Consider the following 17,417-nt stretch of genomic DNA (forward strand, 5'->3'; position numbering starts at 1 on the left):
GGTCCGCACGCCATCGGTCCCACTTATTCAAGGAGCGAGATACCATGCCCACCCCAGTTAGCGGTAGCAACCATCTGGACCACGATCCCCGTTTCGACGCCAGCCGCGAGATACGCGCGCCGCGCGGGCCGGAACTGACTTGCAAGAACTGGGGCGCCGAGGCCGCCTACCGCATGATCCAGAACAATCTGGACAAGGAAGTGGCGGAAAATCCCAAGCACCTGGTGGTGTACGGCGGCATCGGCCGCGCCGCGCGCAACTGGGAATGCTACGACCAGATCCTGGCCTCGCTGCGCGAGCTGGAAGACAATCAAACCCTGTTGATCCAGTCCGGCAAGCCGGTCGGCGTGTTCCAGACCCACGAGGACGCGCCGCGGGTGCTGATCGCCAATTCGAACCTGGTGCCGAAGTGGGCCAACTGGGAGCATTTCAATGAACTGGACCGCAAGGGCCTGTTCATGTACGGCCAGATGACCGCCGGCAGCTGGATCTACATCGGCACCCAGGGCATCGTGCAGGGCACCTACGAAACCTTCGCCGAGGCGGGCCGCCAGCATTTCGGCGGCGACCTCAAAGGCCGCTGGGTGCTGACGGCGGGCCTGGGCGGCATGGGCGGCGCGCAGCCGCTGGCCGCGACCATGGCCGGCGCGGTGTCGCTGACCGTCGAGTGCCAGCAAAGCAGCATCGACTTCCGCCTGCGCACCCGCTACCTGGACAAGCAGGCCGCCAGCATCGACGAGGCGCTGGAGATGATCAAACTGCACAAGGCCAATGGCGACGCGATTTCGATCGGCCTGCTGGGCAATGCCGCCGACGTGCTGCCGGAACTGGTGCGCCGCGCCAAGGCCGGCGGCATCATCCCGGACATCGTCACCGACCAGACTTCCGCCCATGACCTGATCAACGGCTACCTGCCGCAAGGCTGGAGCGTGGACGAATGGAAGGCCGCGCAGCACGACGGGGCGCGCCACGCGGCGCTGAAGGACGCGGCCACCGCCTCGTGCGCGGTGCACGTGCAAGCGATGCTAGACTTCCAGACCCTGGGCGCCAAGGTGGTCGACTACGGTAATAACATCCGCCAGGTGGCGTTCGACCACGGCGTGCAAAACGCCTTCGACTTCCCGGGCTTCGTGCCGGCCTATATCCGGCCGCAGTTCTGCGAAGGACGCGGTCCGTTCCGCTGGGTGGCGCTGTCCGGCGATCCGGAGGATATCTACAAGACCGACGCCAAGATCAAGGAGCTGTTCCCGCACCACGCGCAGGTGCACCGCTGGCTGGACATGGCGCGCGAGCGCATCGCCTTCCAGGGCCTGCCGGCGCGCATCTGCTGGCTGGGACTGGGCGAGCGCCACATCGCCGGCCTGGCCTTCAACGAGATGGTGCGCAGCGGCGAGCTGAAAGCGCCGGTCGTCATCGGCCGCGACCATCTGGACACCGGCTCGGTCGCCAGCCCCAACCGCGAGACCGAGAGCATGAAGGACGGCACCGACGCCGTCTCCGACTGGCCGCTGCTGAACGCCTTGCTGAACACCGCCGGCGGCGCGACGTGGGTGTCGCTGCACCACGGCGGCGGTGTCGGCATGGGCTATTCGCAGCACTCCGGGGTGGTGATCGTCGCCGACGGCACCGATGCCGCCGCGCGCCGGCTGGCGCGGGTGCTGGTCAACGACAGCGGCACCGGCGTGATGCGCCACGCCGACGCGGGATACGAGACGGCGGTCGCCTGCGCCAAGCGCAACGGCCTCGATCTCCCGATGATCAAGTAAACAGAGAACCTACATGACCACCAATGCATTGACCTTGAAGCCCGGCGCGATGACGCTGTCCGAACTGCGCGCCGTATGGACCGCCGCCAGCCCGCTGTCGCTGGCGGCCGAAGCCTGGCCGGTGATCGAGGCATCCGCCGCCGCCGTGCGCGCCATCGTGGCCAAGGGCGACGCCGCCTACGGCATCAACACCGGTTTCGGCCTGCTGGCCAAGACCCGCATCCCGGACGACAAGCTGGAACAGCTGCAGCGCAACCTGATCCTGTCGCATTCGGTCGGCACCGGCGAGCTGTTGTCGGACGCCGTCTGCCGCCTGATCATGCTGATGAAGATCGGCAGCCTGGCGCGCGGTTACTCCGGCGTGCGTCCGCTGATCGTCGAGACCCTGGTCGCGCTGTACAACGCCGGCATCATGCCCGCCATCCCGGCCAAGGGTTCGGTCGGCGCCTCGGGCGACCTGGCGCCGCTGTCGCACATGACCCTGGCCATGCTGGGCGTGGGCGACGTGCGCTTCAATGGCGAGATCACGCCGGCCGCCGACGCGCTCAAGGCCGCCGGCATCGCGCCGGTGGTGCTGGCCGCCAAGGAGGGTCTGGCGCTGATCAACGGCACCCAGGTCTCGACGGCGCTGGCGCTGCATGGCCTGTTCATGGCCGAGCGGCTGCTGGAGGCGGGCATGGTCTCCGGCGCCTTGTCGCTGGACGCCGCCAAGGGCAGCGATTCGCCGTTCGACGCCCGCGTGCACGAAGTGCGCGGCCAGCCGGGCCAGATCGCCGCCGCGTCGATCTACCGCCAACTGGTGAGCGACAGCGCGATCCGCGCCTCGCACCTGGTCGGCGACGAGCGCGTGCAAGACCCGTACTGCCTGCGCTGCCAGCCGCAAGTCATGGGCGCCTGCTGGGACATCATCGGCAACGCCGCCCGCACCCTGCTGATCGAGGCCAACGCCGTGACCGACAATCCGCTGCTGTTCAAGGACGGCGAGCTGTCGGTGGTGGTCTCGGGCGGTAATTTCCACGCCGAGCCGGTGGCCTTCGCCGCCGACACGCTGGCGCTGGCGATCGCCGAAATCGGCAGCATCTCGGAGCGCCGCATCGCGCTGCTGATCGACGCCACCTTGTCCGGCCTGCCGCCGTTCCTGGTGCGCGAGCCGGGCCTGAATTCGGGCTTCATGATCGCCCATGTCACCGCCGCCGCGCTGGCTTCGGAGAACAAGTCGCTGGCCCATCCGGGCAGCGTCGACACCATCCCGACCTCCGCCAACCAGGAGGACCATGTCAGCATGGCGACGTACGCGGCGCGCCGTCTGGACGACATGGCGCAGAATACGGCGGTGATCATCGGTATCGAGCTGCTGGCGGCGGCGCAGGGGATCGATTTCCATCGTCCGCTGACGACCTCGCCGCATCTGGAGCATGTGCATGCGCAGCTGCGCCGGAAGGTGGCCGTCTACGACCAGGACCGCTTCTTCGCGCCGGATATCGAGGCCGCCAAGGGCATGGTCATGCGCGGCGAGTTGAGCGCGTCGTGCAAGGAGTTGTTCACATCGCTGCATCCATAACCGGGGAGCGCCATGGATTATCAGTTCAACGCAGGTAGCATTCCCTTGCTGGTGTCCATGCCGCACGTGGGCACGGACATTCCGGACGACGTGGCGGCGGCGATGACGCCGGCCGCGGTCGACAAGCAGGACACGGACTGGCATCTGGCGCGCCTGTACGATTTCCTCGGCGAGATGGAGGCGTCGACCTTGTCGGCGCGCTGGTCGCGCTACGTCATCGATTTGAACCGGCCGCCGGAGAACACCAACCTGTACCCCGGGCAGGACACGACGGGTTTGTGCCCGGTCGATACCTTCCATCGCGAGCCGCTGTACCTGGAGGGCCGCGTGCCGGACCAGGCCGAGGTCGAGCGCCGCCTGGGCCTCTACTGGAAACCGTATCACGAGCGTCTGCGCGCGGAGCTGGACCGGTTGCTGGCGCTGCACGGCGCTGTGGCGCTGTGGGACGCGCATTCGATCGCCTCCCACGTGCCGCGCTTCTTCGAGGGCAAGCTGCCGGACCTGAACTTCGGCACCGCCGACGGCGTCAGCTGCGCGCCGGGGCTGAGCGAAGCGGTGGTGTCGCGCGCGCTGGCGCAGCAGCGCTTCAGCGTGGCCGTCAACGGCCGCTTCAAGGGCGGGCATATCACGCGCTTCTACGGCAAACCGGGTGCGAACGTGCACGCGATCCAGCTGGAGATGTGCCAGTCGACCTATATGGATGAGGAAGCGCCGTACGGTTACCGGACCGACCGCGCCGGGCAGGTGAGGGGGCTGCTGCGCGAGATGACGCAGGCGGCCGCCGACTGGGTGCGCCGATGAGCAAGCTCTTTGCCCGGAATGCACTGCTGCCCGATGGCTGGCGCGCCGATGTGCTGATCGAGTGGGACGCGGCGGGCGCCATCACGGCGGTGCGCGAAGGCGCCGCCGTGGAGGGCGCCGAAACCGTCGAAACCGTCGAATATGCGCTGCCCGGCATGATCAACCTGCATTCGCACAGCTTCCAGCGGGCGCTGGGCGGGCGCACGGAAAAGGCCGGGCCGCACCAGGCCGGCGGCGTCCAGGACAGTTTCTGGACCTGGCGCGACCTGATGTACCGCTTCGCCCGCAACATCACCCCCGCGCACATCGAGGCCATCGCGGCCCAGCTGTTCTCCGAATGCCTGCGCCACGGCTACACCTCGCTGTGCGAATTCCACTATGTGCAACGGGCGCCGGACGGCGCCATGTATCCGCGCCCGGCCGAGACGGCGGAGCGGGTGCTGGCCGCCGCACGGTTGGCCGGAATCGGCGTGACGATGCTGCCGGTGTTGTATAGTTATTCAGGTTTTGGCGAAAGCGCCCTGAAACCCGAACAGCAGCGTTTCAAGACCGACGTCGAGGATGTGCTGCGCGTGATCGAGGCGCTGGAACCGTTGCGCGACGCGCAAACCGAGGTCGGCGTGGCGCCGCATTCGCTGCGCGCGGCGTCGGTGGGGCAGATCAACGCCGTGCTGGCGGCATTGCCGCCGGACCGCCCGGTGCATATCCACATCGCCGAGCAGCAGCCGGAGGTGCGGCAGTCGCTGGACTGGAGCGGGCGCCGGCCGGTCGAGTGGCTGTTCGACCATGTGGCCGTCGACGAGCGCTGGTGCCTGGTGCACGCCACCCATCTGACGCGCGACGAGGTCGACCGGATTGCGGGCAGCGGCGCGGTGGCCGGCCTGTGCCTGACCACCGAGGCGAACCTGGGCGACGGCCTGTTCCCGCTGGAGGATTTCCTGGCGGCGGGCGGCCGCTTCGGCATCGGCAGCGACAGCCATATTTCGCAAAGCCCGGTGGAGGAACTGCGCTGGCTGGAATACGGCCAGCGCCTGCAGCACCAGCGCCGCAATATCGCGGTGTCGGCCACGGAGCGCAATGTCGGCGACTTTTTGTGGCAGGGCGCCTTGCGCGGCGGCGCGCAGGCGGCGGGACGGCCGGTGGGCGCATTGGCGCCCGGACGCCGCGCCGACGTGATCGTGCTCGATGACGATCACCCGAATCTGTATGGCTTGGCGCTGGACGAGATACTCGGCAGTTTCGTCTTCAGCGGCAACGACAATCTGGTCAAGGACGTCATGGTCGGCGGCCAGTGGGTAGTACGCAACCAGCAGCACGTGGCGCAGCAGGCGATCGCTGCGCGCTTCAAGCAGACGATGGCCGAACTGAGGGAGTTCCGATGACCCAGCTGATCCAGTATGCAAGCCTGATGCCCGCGCCATGGAAGAACGGCGGCGGCAGCACGACGGAAATCGCCGTCGCTCCCCCCGGCGCCGGTTTTGACGATTTCGACTGGCGCGTCAGCCTGGCGACGATCACCCAGGACGGCCCGTTCTCCGCCTTTCCCGGCATCGACCGCACGCTGGCGCTGGTCGACGGCGACGGCGTGCTGCTCGATTTCGGCGACGAGCGCGTGGTGCTCAGCCCCAGCGAGCCGCTGATCGAGTTCGCCGGCGAGGATGCGGTGCACGCCACCGTCACCGGCGCCAACACCACCGATTTCAATGTGATGACGCGGCGCGGCCGTTGCCGCCACCGGCTCGAAGCGTGCGTCGTGCGCGGCACGCTGGAGCTGAACCGGCGCGCCAGCACCACCCTGGTGTTCCTGGCCGACGGAGAAAGCCTGTCCGTCAGCAGCGCGCGCGAGCGCATCGCCATGGTGCGCTACGACATGCTGGTGATCGAATCCGAAGAGGTGTGGAGCATCGAGGCGGCGCAGGCGACCGTGTTCGTGGTCGACATCATCAATAACTAGAATAATCCGAAGGCATGGCATGACCGCGTGGGATGTGTTGTTTACCAATGTGCACCTGGCCACCATGGACGGGGGCTACGGCGAAATCCGCGATGCCGCCATCGCCGTCAAGGACGGCCGCATCGCATGGCTGGGACCACGGGCCGCGCTGCCGGACGATGCGCGGGCGGCCGCCACGCATGACTGCGATGGCTGCTGGCTGACGCCGGGCCTGATCGACTGCCACACCCACATCGTCCATGCAGGCAACCGCAGCGATGAATTCGAGGCGCGCCTGAACGGCGCCACCTACGAGGATATCTCCCGCGCCGGCGGCGGCATCATGTCCACCGTGCGCGCCACCCGCGCCGCGTCGGAGGATGAATTGCTGGCGCAAAGCCTGCCGCGTGTGCGCAGCCTGCTGGCCGAGGGCGTGACGACGATAGAGATCAAATCCGGCTACGGGCTGACCCTGGAATCGGAGGCGAAGATGCTGCGCGTGGCGCGCCGCATCGGCCGCGACTATCCAGTCGATGTCGCCACCACCTTCCTTGGCGCGCATGCGCTGCCGCCGGAGTTCGCCGGCCGCGCCGACGACTACATCGCCGAAGTCAGCGCCATGATCGCGCCGCTGGCCCGGGAGGGCCTGGTCGATGCGGTCGACGCCTTCTGCGAGCGGATCGGGTTTTCGCACGATCAGACCGAGCGTGTGTTCCAGGCGGCGCGGGCCCATGGCTTGCCGGTCAAGCTGCACGCCGAGCAGCTGTCCGACCAGCGCGGCGCGCAACTGGTGGCGCGCTATGGCGGCCTGTCGGCCGACCACCTCGAACATTTGACCGACGATGGGATCGCCGCGATGGCCGCCGCCGGCACGGTGGCGGTGCTGCTGCCGGGCGCCTACTACTTCCTGCGCGATACCACGCCGCCGCCGGTGGCCGCCTTGCGCTCGGCCGGCGTGCCGATGGCCGTCGCCACCGACTGCAATCCCGGCACGTCGCCGATGACGTCCCTGCTGCTGGCGATGAACATGGCCTGCACGCTGTGGCGACTGACGCCGCTCGAGGCGCTGGCCGGCTGCACCGCGCACGCGGCACGCGCGCTGGGGCGGCAGGGCGATATCGGCACCCTGGAAGTGGGCAAGCGCGCCGACTTCGCGCTGTGGCGCATTGCCCGGCCGGCCGACCTGTCCTACGCCATCGGCATGAATCCGTGCGCGGGCGTCGTCAACGCCGGCGTATGGCGTTCGCCACGGGCGTGAAAACCCGGCCAGCCTTCAGCGATACGCGCGCGTCACCACTTAGGGGTCGTACCCCGAGGGGTACGACCCCGCTCGGCCCTGCGGGTTTCACAGGCCGTGCAGGTTAAAAAAAACGTTCCGTTGCCGGGGCTTTCGGTTACATTATCCGGATTCCCCAACCTGTAACAGGAACACCATGTTTGCCCTGAAATCGCTGCGCGTCGCCGTTCTGCTGTCATTTGGCGCGCAAGCGCTGGCGTTCGCGCAGGAGCCGGTGCCGCCGGCGCCACCCGCGCCACCGGCGCCGGCGCCCTCGACCGACGTGCCGGTGGTCGCCACCACGCCGCTGCAACCGGCCGCCGCACCCGCGCCGGCCGTGGCGCCTCCCGCTGCCACCCGGCCTTTCGCGGAGCTGGTGCGCGGCGCCAAGCAGCATGCTGGCTTCCTCAACCTGTATCAAAAAGAAGAAAAGGTCTGGATCGAGCTGCGGCCCGACCAGTTCGACCGTCCGCTGTTCATGTCCGTGAACATGCCCAACGGGCTGGGCGAGCGGGGCGTGTACGGCAGCCAGATGGGCTTCAGCCGGGTGGTGACGTTCCACCGCATCGGCAACCTGGTGCAGATGATCGCCAAGAACACGCAGTTCAAGGCCATCGGCGGCACGCCCGAGGCGAAGGTGGTGGCGCAGGGGTTCTCGGACAGCCTGCTGGCGATCACGCCGGTATCGAGCGGGCCCAATCCGAAAAACCAGTCGGTGCTGGTGGACGCGAACATTCTGCTGTTCGGCGACATTCCCGGCTTCTCCACCAAGCTGGAATCGGCCTTCCGCTTGCCGTACGCGATGGATGCGCGCAACAGCAGCTTCACGTCGGTGCGCAGCGACGAGACCATGACGGGATTCCAGGTCAACGCGCATTATGCGGTGCCGCGCATACCGGCGCCGCCGCCGGTCATGCCCACCGTCCCGGCGGCGATCGCCAGTCCGCCGACCACGCTGCCGGACCCGCGCAGCATGTTCCTGGGTTTCTACTACACGTTCATGCCGCTGCCGGCCGAACCGATGGCGAGCCGCCGCGCGGATGATCGCGTCGGTCATTTCGTCACCACCAACCAGGATTTTTCGGATGACGTGACGCCGACGGCGGCGGTGCACATGGTGTCGCGCTGGCGCCTGGAAAAGCAGGACCCGGCGCAGGCGTTGTCGGAGCCGAAGCAGCCCATCGTCTACTGGATGGACGCGAACATCCCGGAGAAGTACCGCGAGTCGGTGCGCCAGGGCATCCTGGCCTGGAACGCCGCGTTCGAACGGATCGGCTTCAAGAACGCGCTGGTGGTCAAGCAGCAGACCGCCGCCGACCACTTCGACACCATGGACGCTCGCCACGCGTCGGTGCGCTGGTTCGTCGGCAGCGATGTCGGCTTCGCCATCGGACCGCGCCAGGTCGATCCGCGCACCGGCGAGATACTCGATGCCGACATCGGCATGTCCGACGGCTTTTCGCGCACCGTGCGGCGCGTGGTGAGCGAGGATGCGATGGACGGGACGGCCGCTTTCGCGTCCCATGGCGACGGCGCCGCGCACGAAGACCGTTGCGACTACATGCTCCAATCCGGGGACGAGATGGGCTTTGCCATGGGCCTGCTGGAGGCGCGCGGCGAGCTGGAAATGGGCAGCCCCGAGGCCGACGCCGTGGCGCAGGCGTATGTGCGCTCGGTGATCATGCACGAGGTGGGCCACACCCTGGGTTTGCGGCACAACTTCCGCTCGTCGACGATCTACAGCATCAAGCAGTTGCAGGACCCGGCCTTCACGAAACAAAACGGCATGACCGGCTCGGTGATGGATTACACGCCGTTCAACCTGGCGCTCAAAGGGGAGCGGCAGGGCGAGTATGTGACGTCCGCGCTGGGGCCTTACGACTACTGGGCGATCGAGTACGCATACAAGCCGATCGAGCCGGCGCGGGAGAAGCAGGAGCTGGCGAGGATCGCCGCCCGGTCGAATGAACCGCTGCTGGCCTTCGGCACCGACCAGGATGCGGGAGGTTTCAACTCCGATCCGGACGTGAACGTGTTCGATCTGGGCAGCGATCCGCTGGCCTATTTCCAGCGCCGTCTGGCGATTTCGCGCGAGCTGTGGGACCGGATACAAAACCGCACGCTCAAACCCGGCGAGAGCTATGAATCGCTGCGCCGCAGCTTCGACTACGGCTTCCAGCAGTTCGCGCGCACGATGCCGGTGGTGGTCAAGTATGTGGGCGGGGTGACCTATCTGCGCGATCATGCCGGCACCGGCCGCGCCACTTTCACCCCGGTGCCGCTGCCGCGCCAGCGGGCGGCGTTGCAGATGCTGACCAATAGCCTGTTCAAGACCGACAGCTTCACCTTTACCCCGGCGATGATCAGCCGCCTGGGCGCCGATACCTTCACCACGCGTGGCAAGGCCGACGTGTCGGTGGGTGGCAGGGTGCTGGGCTTGCAGGCCGGCGTGCTCGATCAGCTGATGTCCGACGCCGTCGCCATACGGCTGGTCGATTCGCGCGAGAAGCTGGACAACCCCAAGCTTGGCCTGGGCCTCGACGAGTTGTACACCACCGTTCAGGACGCGGTGTGGAGCGAACTCAAGACCGGCAAGGAGATCACCGGCATGCGCCGCAATCTTCAACGCGAGCATCTGAAGCGCGTCGCCGTCATGCTGCTGCGCGCCACGCCGTCGATGCCGGCCGACGCGCGTAGCCTGCAACGCGAGAACGCGCTGACGTTGCAGCGCGAGCTGCGCGGCGCGATGGCGCGGCAGGCCAGTCGCGAGGTCAAGGCGCATCTGTCGGAAAGCTACGAGACGCTCAGCCAGGCGCTGAAGGCGCCGATGCTGCGGGTGGGGACCTGATGCGGGGCTGGCTGGGCGGGGCGCTCTTAACGCTTGGACTGTCGATCGGCGGCGCGGCCACCGCGCAGGACGGGGGCACGCTGCACGTAGGCTCCAAGCGCTTCACCGAATCCTATATCCTCGGCGAGGTGCTGACGCAGACGGCCGCGCCGCACGCCAAGGTCGTCCACCTGCAAGGGCTGGGCAACACGGCCATCGTGCTGGCGGCCTTGCAGGCGGGCCGCATCGATGTCTATCCGGAGTACCTGGGCACCATCGATCTCGAGATACTCAAACATACGAAGGCCGCGCCGCTGGAGCAGATACGGCGCGAGCTGGCGCCGATGGGGCTGGGCGTGGCGGTGCCGCTGGGGTTCAACAACACCTACGCGCTGGCGACGCGCGGCGACGCCGAGGGCGTGCACAAGCTGAGCGATCTGGTCGCGCGCGACAAGCTGCGTTTCGGGCTCTCGCATGAATTCATCGGCCGCGCCGACGGCTGGCCGGGACTGGCCGCGCGCTATGGATTGAAGCAGCGGCCGGAGGGACTGGATCACGGCATCGCCTACGAGGCCTTGATGCAGCGCCAGGTCGACGTCATCGACATCTATTCGACCGACGCCAAGATACGCCAGTACGGACTGCGTGTGCTGGACGACGACCGCGCCTACTTCCCGCGCTATGACGCGGTGTTGCTGTACCGGCTCGACGCGGCGCGGCGCTTTCCCGCCGCGTGGAAGGCGATCGGTCAGCTGGAGGGACGCATCGGCGCGGACGACATGATCGCCATGAACGCCGCCGCCGAAATCGACGGCAAGAGCTTTACCAATGTCGCGCGCGAGTGGCTGGCGGCGCGCGGCGCCAAAGCAGCGGGAACCGCGCCCGTCGCCATTGACGCCAAAGCGCCACCGGCCGCGCGCGATGGCCTGCTGGCCAAGATATTCGACCGCAATCTGTGGCCGCTGACGCGCCAGCACTTGACGCTGGTGCTGTTCGCGGTGGCGATGGCGTGCGTGATCGGCATTCCGCTGGGCGTGATGGCGGCGGTGTTTCCGCGTCTGCGACAACTGGTGCTGGGATTGACGGGTGTGCTGCAAACCGTGCCGTCGCTGGCCTTGCTGGCGCTGCTGATTCCCTTGCTGGGCCGCATAGGCACCGTGCCGGCGCTGGTGGCGCTGGTGGTCTACGCGCTGTTGCCGATCGTGCGCAACACCTGCACCGGCCTGCTGCAGGTGTCGGCGGGGCTGCGCATGGCGGCGTTGGCGCTGGGCTTGCGGCCGTCGCAGCGCATGATGCTGGTCGAGCTGCCGCTGGCGCTGCCGGTGATCCTCGCCGGCGTCAAAACGGCGGCGGTGATGAGCGTGGGCACGGCGACCATCGCCGCCTTCATCGGCGCGGGCGGCTACGGCGAGCGCATCACCATCGGCCTGGCGCTGAACGACAACGACATGCTGCTGGCCGGCGCCATTCCGGCGGCCGTGCTGGCCTTGCTGACGCAGGCCGCCTTCGAGCTGCTGGAGCGGTTCGCCGTCCGGTCCCGCTCACATCGGCCGTAATTCCCGCAGACAATCTTTCGCTAAATCAAGCTGTTCGTTTTTGTAAAGCAAATGTAAGCAGATTTGAAGGTGGGTAAGGTTTTGTAAGGCGGGAGGCGAGTCGCCGGCGGCGCGGCTATAGTGAACTCGTTGATTCAATCTCCCTCCCACTGACACCGGGTTCCTCCCACGAGCGGCGACGCTGCGTGGGATTTTTTTTACGCTTGCGCCGACAGCTCGGTGAGCGCCTCGCCGGTGACGCGGCAGATGCGCCACTCCGGCATGACGGTGGCGCCCATGCCCTCGTAGAGCTTGATGGCGTTGGTGTTCCAGTCCAGCACCGACCATTCGAAGCGGCCGCAGTCGCGCTCGACCGCCAGCCGCGCCAGCGCCACCAGCATCTGCTTGCCATAGCCCCGGCCACGACAGGCTTGCTTGACGTACAAGTCCTCCAGGTACAGCCCCTTCTTGCACAGGAAGGTGGAGAAGTTGTGGAAGAACAGCGCGAAGGCGACGACCTCGCCGTTGGCCTCGCCGACCAGCGCCTCGCAGCCCGGCTTGTCGCCGAACAGGCTCTCGTGCAGCATGGCCTCGTTGGCCACCACCATGTGTTCGAGTTTTTCAAACACCGCCAGCTCGAAGATCATGCCGAAAATGGCGGAGACGTCGGCCGGCTCGGCCGGGCGGATGGTCAGGTCGGAGTTGTTCATCAGGCTGCTTCTACACTTTCTTTTATGACGGGGGAATCGGATTTGAGCGCCCAGGCGACGCTCGCCAAACACAATACCATGCCGGCCCATTCCAGCGGCCCGGGACGGAAGTGTTCGAGCTGGATCGACAACAGCACCGAGATCACCGGCGTGACGACGCCGATGTAGACGGCCTTGTCCGAACCGATGCGGTGGATCAGGGTGAAATAGGCGGCGAACGCGATGACCGAGCCGAACAGCGACAGGTAGAGCAGGCCGCCCCAGTACTTCGGCTCGCTCGACAGGGTGAATGCCTGGCCGCTGGCGAGCACCCAGGCGGCGACGATCAGGCTGCCCCACATCATCGACCAGGCCATCGTCAGCAGCACGTTGGACGACTCCACGCGCACCTTGACGACGATCAGGTTGCCGACGGTGCTGGCGATGGTGGCCGTCAGCGCCAGCCCCAGGCCGAGCAGGAAATGGCCTTCGCCGCCGGTCATGATGTCGTGCCAGGCGCCCCGGATCGAGTGGAAGAACAGCAGCGTGACGCCGGCGATGGCGATGATGCCGGCGTTCCAGGTGCGCCAGCTGACCGGCGTGCCGAAGGCGATGCGGTTGAGGATGGGGCTCCAGAACACCATCAGCGCGAACAGCACCGCGACCAGGCCGGACACCAGATATTGCTCGGACGAATACGTGCAGATGTAACTGAGCGCGAAAGTGGCGCCGCCCTGCAGCATCAGCCAGCGCTGGGCGCGCCATGGCAGCATCAGCTTGTCGCCGCGCACGGCGCACCAGGCGAACAGCGCGGCGGCGGCCAGGCCGAAGCGGTAGGCCACCGAGACGGCCGGCGCGACGTCGCCCAATTGCAAGGTGATGGCGAAGAAAGTGGAGCCCCAGATTAGGCAGGCGATAACGAAGAGCAATGGAGAGGACATCGAACAAGTATAGCTGGCTTATTGGCAACTTGCCTAGCGGCCATCTTTTTGGCGAGGTCCCTTCGTTGACAAGCCCGAGTTAGTAGGCGAGCCGGAAGCGGCGGTACAGGAAGCCCAGCACGAACAGCGGCCCGATCAGCAGGAAGCGCAGGTCGTCGAAGAACGACGGCTTCTTACCTTCGATTTTGTGGCCGATGAACTGGCCGATCCACGCCAGCACGAAGATCGCCAGCGACAGCGGCAAGACCGCCTGCTGCGGCAGCGCGGCCAGCACGGCGAGCATGACGGCGGCCATCACCAGCATGCCCAGCGCGAAGGGTTTGGACAGCGTGAAGTAGTAGCACAGCGAGGCCACGGTCACCGCCACCGCCGCCAGCGGATGGATGGCCCACACCAGCCCGAGCAGGGTGAACACGATGACGGGCACGCAGATGAAATGGATCACTTCGTTGGTGGGATGCAGATGGCTCTCGCTGTACTTGGCGAGCAGCAGATCGATGGTGCGCGGTTGCGGCATGGTGGTCTCCTGCGATTGTTTTTATGGCGCGGTCTGGCCGCCGGTAAATTCTACACCCGTTTTTCGGGCCTGCGGCCGAGGTCGCTTGTGCGGGCGCCGCGCCGTGGCCGGCTCCGGTAAAATGCCGGCATGCCCGATGACACCGATTTGATTTCCTCCGCGCTGACCGGCCTCGCGCCCGTGATCGACGCGCGCACGCGCATCCTCGTGCTGGGCAGCTTTCCCGGCGCCGCCTCGCTGGCCGCGCAGCAGTACTACGCGCATCCGCGCAATTTGCTGTGGCCGATCCTGTCGGCGTTGACGGGCGAGCCGCTGGCGGCGTTGCCGTACCCCCAGCGGCTGCCGCGTCTGCTCGCGCATGGGTTCGGGCTGTGGGATGTGCTGGGGGCGTGCGAGCGCGAGGGGAGTCTCGACTCGGCGATCCGCAAGCCGGCGGCCAACGACTTCGCGCGGTTGCGCGAGTTGTGTCCGTTGCTGGAGACGGTCGGCTTCAACGGCCAGACCTCGGGCAAGTTCGCGCCGCAGTTCGCGGCGGAGGGCTATCGCACCGTGGTGTTGCCGTCGACATCGCCCGCCCATGCTTCGCTGACGTTTGAGGAAAAGCTAGAGCGCTGGAGAGTTGTACTTTAATACTCCGAGATTTATGGTGCTACCTTTTGAAGCCCGCTTCGCGCTGATGACGGATTGCGAGCACCAGAATGGCATCGTGGGTCGGGTCATAATCATAAAGCGCGACATAGCCTGTTTTGCTACGGGATATAACGAGTTCACGCATTCCCGATTCTACTAACCGTCCAATCATAGGATGACGGGCGAGGATTGCGATCGCTTCGTCAATCAAATCGAGCGCTTCCATTGCATCGGAACCGTTATCGGAAAGAAAGTCAGCTGATGTATTCAAGGTTGGCAAGCGCCTGATCCGAATAACTTACTTGCGCCATGACTTCGCGACAGGTTTTTCAGATTTTTGGTTGGTGAGTCGTTCGCGCAGATAGCTGCGAACGTCGGCTGCCTCATACCCCAATCCGCTTTTTTGCATGTCAGCGCGCGCGGCATGAGCCTCTGCCACAAACTGTGCACGTTGCTCGGCCTCATCGGTTGCCTGTCGGATCGCGTCGACCATGAACGCGTGCGTGCTGATTCCCAGCTTGCCGGCCGCCGTCACAACGCGCTGCTTGAGTTCCTCTGAAAGTTTGAGTGATGTGGTAGACATAGGCTGTTTTGTAGAGGTGTTGGTGTGATTAGAGTAGCACCCGGCCAGCACAGTGTCGAGGTGCTTGAGCCCCCGGCTTCCGCCAGCGCCCAGCGCACGCGCAGATCCCGCACATAGCCCCCCGGCATTCGCGAAGGTGAAGAGGGTGGGCGGCTTGGCCTCGCAAGCGAACGGGTTTGGCGAATCATGCGCCTTCCCGCACCACCACCCGCACCACCGTCTCCAGATAATCCTCGAACCCCATGCGCAGATAGACCTGGTGCGCCGGGTTGGCGCGCATCACGTGCAGGAAGGACGTGTCGCCGCGCAGCGCGTGGCGCCGGATCAGCTTGCCGATCAGTTGCTTGGCCAGCCGGCGTCCCTGGTAGTCCGGGTGCGTGCACACGCCGCTGATCTCGCACAGCCCCGGCGCGCGCAGGCGCTCGCCGGCCATCGCCATCAGCCGCTCGCCGTCGAAGTAGCCGAAGTAGTCGCCCAGTTCGATGGTGCGGATGCCGAACGGTCCCGGTTTGCACAAGGTGGCCAGTTCCAGCGCCTGCTGCGCGTGGTGCGCTTGCAGCGGCAGCGCCTCGGGCGCGGGATCTTCGGCCGGCGTTTCGCCGGCCCACACCATGCGGAACATGGTGGTCTCCGCGTCGATGCGCCAGCCGGGCGGGGCGGCGCCGGTCCAGTTTTCGCAGTAGAAGTGTTCGCCCGGCGCGCAGTGGGGAAGCAGCGCGTCGAAGTCCGGCGCGGCGCTGTCGGCGAAGGCGAGGATGGGCGAGAACCCGGCGGTGTAGCGCCGCGCGCCGCCGTCGCCGCTGGCGTGGCGGGCGTGCGCGCCGGTCAGCGTGTGCCAGAAGATGCGGTCGAGGAGTTCATTGTCTTTCATTGCCTCCAGAATATCATTACTTGATCACTTTCGCTTCATAGGCGCGGATGCGGTCGAGCTTGGCGGCGTACAGGTCGTTTTGCCCGCGCGTGGTGCTGTTCTCCAGCGCCTTCTTCATGTGCTTGTCGGCGGCGCGCAGGTTGCCCAGCTGGTAGTGGCTCACCGCCAGCCAGTAGTGGAACTCGTGGTAGTCGGGCGCGCGCTCCAGCTCGCGCTCGAACAGGTTGCGGGCGCGCACGTAGTCGCCGAGATGCATGGCCTCCATGCCCAGGTGGAAGAAGTGGAACGGCGGGTAAGGCTCGAGCCGCGCCAGCCGCTCGCGCACCGCCGCCGCCTCGGCCGGACGCTGCAGCGACTCCAGCGTCTGCGCCAGGTTCGACAGGTAGATGGTGTTGTTGGGCGCGTACCGCAGCGCGTGGCGCAGCGTCTGCTCGGCCTGCATCTGGTCGCCGTGGTTCTGGTAGATGACGGCCAGCGTGTTGTAGGCGTTCATGAAGGCCGGGTCCGCCTGGACGGCTTGCCGCGCGGCCCAGTAGGCGTCGTCGATGCTGCCGGCCGACAGCAGTTCGGCGGCGCGGTTGTTGAGGTACATGGCGACGATGGTCGGTTCCTCGAGCAGGCGGGCGGTTTCGCGCGCCTTGGGCGGGATCGGGATGAAGTCGACCGTCAGCGCGTTCGCGTTGTTGACCTGGTAGCCGTCGAGGTAGGAGGTGCGCTTCTTGCCGAGCACCAGGTTGACGTGGTTGGCGGCGAAGTACAGGTTGCCCGAGCGGCTCCAGCTTTCGTCCATCTGGATTTGCTGGAACTGGACCGTGAAGTTGAGCTCGCGCGCCAGCGCGGCCGTCATGATCACCAGCGATAGGCAGTTGCCGGCGCGCGCGTCGAAGGTTTCGGCGGCGTTGCGCGTCATGGCCGAGTCGTATTCGAGCTTGAGCTGGTCGCGCGTGTAGAGCGCGTCGAACAGCGCGCGGCGCGCGTCCTGGCCGACGCCGTGCCGGCCGAGGTCGTGCTTGAGGTAGTCGCGCATGCGGTCGTTCAGGGCGAAGATGGCGTTGGTGTCGATCGGCGCGGCGGGGGCCTTGAACAGCTGGTCGTGGAATAGTTCGGATGCGGGCGCGCGTTGCGCCGGCGATTGGGTGGCGCAGCCGCCGACAAGGAGCGCGGCGGCGCACCAGAGCATGGCCCATGGCTTCATGACATGTCTCCCTTTGCTGCGGAGCACAAGGCCGGCGCCGCACCAGGCAGCGGACTCTGGGTTCCGCTTGGGGAAAGTATCTGCCGCTAATCCGGTGCTGTCAACGGGTATCCATGTTGCGTCGCGGGCGGCGCGGTGGCGGATTACGCCGCGCTAATCCGCCCTACGTGTCTCCGCGTTAACGCGCAAGACAGCGGCCGCCGGGAACGGCCGGCGGAGCATGGGGCACGCTGAGACACGTAGGGCGGATTAGGCGGCACGCCGTAATCCGCCATGAGCCGCCAGCGGCCCC

At 66.7% G+C, this 17,417-nt stretch carries 16 protein-coding genes; 9 read left to right on the forward strand and 7 right to left on the reverse strand.

The features are described 5' to 3' along the window. Positions 1–44 precede the first annotated feature (44 nt). The 8 genes from hutU to MRBLMU1_RS30585 all read left to right on the forward strand — a co-directional run bounded on the left by hutU (position 45) and on the right by MRBLMU1_RS30585 (position 11,720). Positions 45–1,766, forward strand: coding sequence for a urocanate hydratase (hutU, locus tag MRBLMU1_RS30550; protein ID WP_363509983.1), 1,722 nt, complete (start codon positions 45–47; stop codon positions 1,764–1,766). Positions 1,767–1,779: 13 nt separating this feature from the next. Beyond that, positions 1,780–3,327 (forward strand): histidine ammonia-lyase, encoded by a 1,548-nt coding sequence (hutH, locus tag MRBLMU1_RS30555; protein ID WP_363509985.1) that lies wholly within the window; start codon positions 1,780–1,782, stop codon positions 3,325–3,327. A gap of 12 nt (positions 3,328–3,339) precedes the next feature. Then, a complete protein-coding gene (gene hutG / locus MRBLMU1_RS30560; protein ID WP_363509987.1) occupies positions 3,340–4,128 on the forward strand; it encodes an N-formylglutamate deformylase in 789 nt (262 codons plus the stop codon). After that, positions 4,125–5,510, forward strand: coding sequence for a formimidoylglutamate deiminase (locus MRBLMU1_RS30565; RefSeq protein ID WP_363509989.1), 1,386 nt, complete (start codon positions 4,125–4,127; stop codon positions 5,508–5,510). The genes hutG and MRBLMU1_RS30565 overlap by 4 nt, the downstream gene beginning before the upstream one ends. Further along, positions 5,507–6,082, forward strand: a complete 576-nt coding sequence (locus MRBLMU1_RS30570) for a HutD family protein (protein WP_363509991.1) — start codon at positions 5,507–5,509, stop codon at positions 6,080–6,082. The genes MRBLMU1_RS30565 and MRBLMU1_RS30570 overlap by 4 nt, the downstream gene beginning before the upstream one ends. Positions 6,083–6,101: 19 nt before the next feature. Then, positions 6,102–7,319: an imidazolonepropionase gene (gene hutI / locus MRBLMU1_RS30575; protein ID WP_363509993.1), complete on the forward strand. Its 1,218-nt coding sequence runs from the start codon at positions 6,102–6,104 to the stop codon at positions 7,317–7,319. 175 nt (positions 7,320–7,494) lie between these two features. Then, entirely contained in the window at positions 7,495–10,185 is a 2,691-nt protein-coding gene (locus MRBLMU1_RS30580) for a zinc-dependent metalloprotease (RefSeq protein WP_363509995.1), read from the forward strand. Beyond that, the gene (locus MRBLMU1_RS30585; protein WP_363509997.1) at positions 10,185–11,720 is read left to right on the forward strand and encodes a glycine betaine ABC transporter substrate-binding protein; all 1,536 of its coding nucleotides are present in this window, start codon (positions 10,185–10,187) and stop codon (positions 11,718–11,720) included. The genes MRBLMU1_RS30580 and MRBLMU1_RS30585 overlap by 1 nt, the downstream gene beginning before the upstream one ends. Positions 11,721–11,917: 197 nt before the next feature. On the opposite strand, the gene MRBLMU1_RS30590 is transcribed toward MRBLMU1_RS30585, so the two are convergent. From MRBLMU1_RS30590 to MRBLMU1_RS30600, 3 genes are all read right to left on the reverse strand, one after another. Continuing rightward, positions 11,918–12,409 carry a GNAT family N-acetyltransferase gene (locus tag MRBLMU1_RS30590; protein ID WP_363509999.1) on the reverse strand — a complete coding sequence of 164 codons (492 nt, stop codon included), beginning with the start codon at positions 12,407–12,409 and terminating at the stop codon, positions 11,918–11,920. Beyond that, the gene (locus tag MRBLMU1_RS30595) at positions 12,409–13,329 is read right to left on the reverse strand and encodes a DMT family transporter (protein WP_363510001.1); all 921 of its coding nucleotides are present in this window, start codon (positions 13,327–13,329) and stop codon (positions 12,409–12,411) included. Before MRBLMU1_RS30595 ends, MRBLMU1_RS30590 begins: the two co-directional genes overlap by 1 nt. A gap of 79 nt (positions 13,330–13,408) precedes the next feature. After that, positions 13,409–13,846 (reverse strand): DUF962 domain-containing protein, encoded by a 438-nt coding sequence (locus MRBLMU1_RS30600; protein ID WP_363510003.1) that lies wholly within the window; start codon positions 13,844–13,846, stop codon positions 13,409–13,411. Between the two features lie 129 nt (positions 13,847–13,975). Between MRBLMU1_RS30600 and MRBLMU1_RS30605 the strand changes: the two genes are divergently transcribed. Then, the gene (locus tag MRBLMU1_RS30605) at positions 13,976–14,476 is read left to right on the forward strand and encodes a DNA-deoxyinosine glycosylase (protein ID WP_363510005.1); all 501 of its coding nucleotides are present in this window, start codon (positions 13,976–13,978) and stop codon (positions 14,474–14,476) included. Positions 14,477–14,495: 19 nt separating this feature from the next. Here MRBLMU1_RS30605 and MRBLMU1_RS30610 read toward each other — a convergent pair whose 3' ends face one another. The 4 genes from MRBLMU1_RS30610 to MRBLMU1_RS30625 all read right to left on the reverse strand — a co-directional run bounded on the left by MRBLMU1_RS30610 (position 14,496) and on the right by MRBLMU1_RS30625 (position 17,125). Beyond that, complete coding sequence (locus MRBLMU1_RS30610) at positions 14,496–14,756, reverse strand: type II toxin-antitoxin system RelE/ParE family toxin (RefSeq protein WP_363510007.1); 261 nt, start codon at positions 14,754–14,756, stop codon at positions 14,496–14,498. A gap of 18 nt (positions 14,757–14,774) precedes the next feature. Then, positions 14,775–15,059, reverse strand: a complete 285-nt coding sequence (locus tag MRBLMU1_RS30615; protein ID WP_363510009.1) for a CopG family ribbon-helix-helix protein — start codon at positions 15,057–15,059, stop codon at positions 14,775–14,777. A gap of 184 nt (positions 15,060–15,243) precedes the next feature. Beyond that, positions 15,244–15,930 carry a GNAT family N-acetyltransferase gene (locus MRBLMU1_RS30620; RefSeq protein WP_363510011.1) on the reverse strand — a complete coding sequence of 229 codons (687 nt, stop codon included), beginning with the start codon at positions 15,928–15,930 and terminating at the stop codon, positions 15,244–15,246. A gap of 16 nt (positions 15,931–15,946) precedes the next feature. Next, positions 15,947–17,125 carry a tetratricopeptide repeat protein gene (locus MRBLMU1_RS30625; RefSeq protein WP_363510013.1) on the reverse strand — a complete coding sequence of 393 codons (1,179 nt, stop codon included), beginning with the start codon at positions 17,123–17,125 and terminating at the stop codon, positions 15,947–15,949. Positions 17,126–17,417: the final 292 nt, after the last annotated feature.

This window comes from Burkholderia sp. LMU1-1-1.1, assembly GCF_040675865.1.
GTDB lineage: Bacteria > Pseudomonadota > Gammaproteobacteria > Burkholderiales > Burkholderiaceae_D > Rugamonas.

Coding starts and splice junctions, on each gene's coding strand:
- MRBLMU1_RS30625 (WP_363510013.1), bottom strand. CDS start 17,125: ATGAAGCCATGGGCCATGCTCTGGTGCGCCGCCGCGCTCCTTGTCGGC.
- hutH (WP_363509985.1), top strand. CDS start 1,780: ATGACCACCAATGCATTGACCTTGAAGCCCGGCGCGATGACGCTGTCC.
- MRBLMU1_RS30600 (WP_363510003.1), bottom strand. CDS start 13,846: ATGCCGCAACCGCGCACCATCGATCTGCTGCTCGCCAAGTACAGCGAG.
- MRBLMU1_RS30590 (WP_363509999.1), bottom strand. CDS start 12,409: ATGAACAACTCCGACCTGACCATCCGCCCGGCCGAGCCGGCCGACGTC.
- MRBLMU1_RS30605 (WP_363510005.1), top strand. CDS start 13,976: ATGCCCGATGACACCGATTTGATTTCCTCCGCGCTGACCGGCCTCGCG.
- hutG (WP_363509987.1), top strand. CDS start 3,340: ATGGATTATCAGTTCAACGCAGGTAGCATTCCCTTGCTGGTGTCCATG.
- MRBLMU1_RS30565 (WP_363509989.1), top strand. CDS start 4,125: ATGAGCAAGCTCTTTGCCCGGAATGCACTGCTGCCCGATGGCTGGCGC.
- MRBLMU1_RS30585 (WP_363509997.1), top strand. CDS start 10,185: ATGCGGGGCTGGCTGGGCGGGGCGCTCTTAACGCTTGGACTGTCGATC.
- MRBLMU1_RS30570 (WP_363509991.1), top strand. CDS start 5,507: ATGACCCAGCTGATCCAGTATGCAAGCCTGATGCCCGCGCCATGGAAG.
- hutI (WP_363509993.1), top strand. CDS start 6,102: ATGACCGCGTGGGATGTGTTGTTTACCAATGTGCACCTGGCCACCATG.
- MRBLMU1_RS30620 (WP_363510011.1), bottom strand. CDS start 15,930: ATGAAAGACAATGAACTCCTCGACCGCATCTTCTGGCACACGCTGACC.
- MRBLMU1_RS30595 (WP_363510001.1), bottom strand. CDS start 13,329: ATGTCCTCTCCATTGCTCTTCGTTATCGCCTGCCTAATCTGGGGCTCC.
- MRBLMU1_RS30615 (WP_363510009.1), bottom strand. CDS start 15,059: ATGTCTACCACATCACTCAAACTTTCAGAGGAACTCAAGCAGCGCGTT.
- hutU (WP_363509983.1), top strand. CDS start 45: ATGCCCACCCCAGTTAGCGGTAGCAACCATCTGGACCACGATCCCCGT.
- MRBLMU1_RS30580 (WP_363509995.1), top strand. CDS start 7,495: ATGTTTGCCCTGAAATCGCTGCGCGTCGCCGTTCTGCTGTCATTTGGC.